The organism is Micromonospora parastrephiae (assembly GCF_016802865.1).
GTDB lineage: Bacteria > Actinomycetota > Actinomycetes > Mycobacteriales > Micromonosporaceae > Micromonospora > Micromonospora parastrephiae.
In genome coordinates this window covers 1-1,173 of the sequence record NZ_JAEVHM010000412.1, presented here as the reverse complement: position 1 = coordinate 1,173, position 1,173 = coordinate 1, and the positions used below count along the sequence as shown (strand labels likewise).

Below are 1,173 nucleotides of genomic sequence, written 5' to 3'. Positions count from 1 at the left end.
GCCGACGCGCAACGCGACAGCCAGCAGATCGTCGAGCTGACGGCGACAGCCCGTCGCCTGCGGGAGCAGATACAACCCATCCTCACCGCCATCCAGGCGACCCGTCAGCGTCTCGACCGGCGAGCGCTGAACAGGCCCGTCAGTGGCAGCAGACCCTGGTCCAGGCGGCGGCTCCGTTCGCCACCCACAATGCATACCAAAATATCTTTCTCCACCCAGTGTCGCCCAGCCGGCCCGGCTGCCCGTGATCGACTCCGTTTCGCCGATGTCGCGGTATCCGGGCCGCCCGGTTACCCCGACTTCGCCGACATGGAGTGGATCACGCCGCACGACGGACCGTCCTCTCCCCCGCGCCATTGACCGGGGCCGCTCGATCGCCCAGAATCGATGCTGTCGGAGGCGAACGAAGGCAAACGCAAGATCGAGAGGGCTGCGATGAGTGAGCGTCCGTCCCTACCACCCGTACGGCTACGCCCCGCCCCACCCATCGACCCCCCGTACGCCGACGAGGCGGAGGAGCCGTACTGGCCGGTGCCGACCCACGGCCAGCTCGCCCTCGACCTGTTCGCCGCGTCCCGCCAGGAACAGGCCCGGCCACCGGAGCGTCGCCGCGCCCTCCGCCCGGTGCCCAGCAGGCCCGCCAGCCGTCCAGGTGCGCCGCTGCCGTCCACCACCACCTCCGAGGCGACCAGGGCGGCACACCGCTTCGTCAACACCTGCCTGGAGGCGGTCAACGGCTACCGCTCGCCGGCGCAGGTGCGGCCACTGCTCGATCCGGCCCGCTCCGGCGAACTGCTGATCGAGCTGGCGCGGGCGTCCGGACGGTCCGGGGCGCCCCGCCGTCGCGCCCCCAGGCCGCTGGCCCGACTGCTCCGCCTGCGGGTCTGTGAGCTCGGGGAGGCTGCGGTGGAGGCCGCGGCCGTGCTCACCGGCGACGGCGGACGGAGCTGGGCGATGGCGCTCCGCCTGGAACACCGCCGGGGCCGCTGGCTCTGCACCGCCCTGCACGTCCTCTGACCGTCCGCCCCAGGTTGATCCACTCGGGTTCCTGGAAACCGGCCCATCCGGCCGCCCCGGACACCCCGCCTTCCACGAAGGCGAGATGATCACCGCCCGCCGCGCCGCGCGAGCCGGGCCGGGCCGGCCGAGCCGAGCCGGGCCGAGCCGAGCCGG

At 73.1% G+C, this 1,173-nt stretch carries 1 protein-coding gene and 1 pseudogene; both read left to right on the top strand.

The window, feature by feature from the left end:
- Positions 1-360 (top strand): annotated as a pseudogene (locus JNW91_RS32935) (hypothetical protein); the annotation flags it as partial.
- A gap of 75 nt (positions 361-435) precedes the next feature.
- Positions 436-1,017, top strand: coding sequence for an Rv3235 family protein (locus JNW91_RS31485; RefSeq protein WP_203179056.1), 582 nt, complete (start codon positions 436-438; stop codon positions 1,015-1,017).
- The last annotated feature ends 156 nt before the right edge of the window (positions 1,018-1,173 follow it).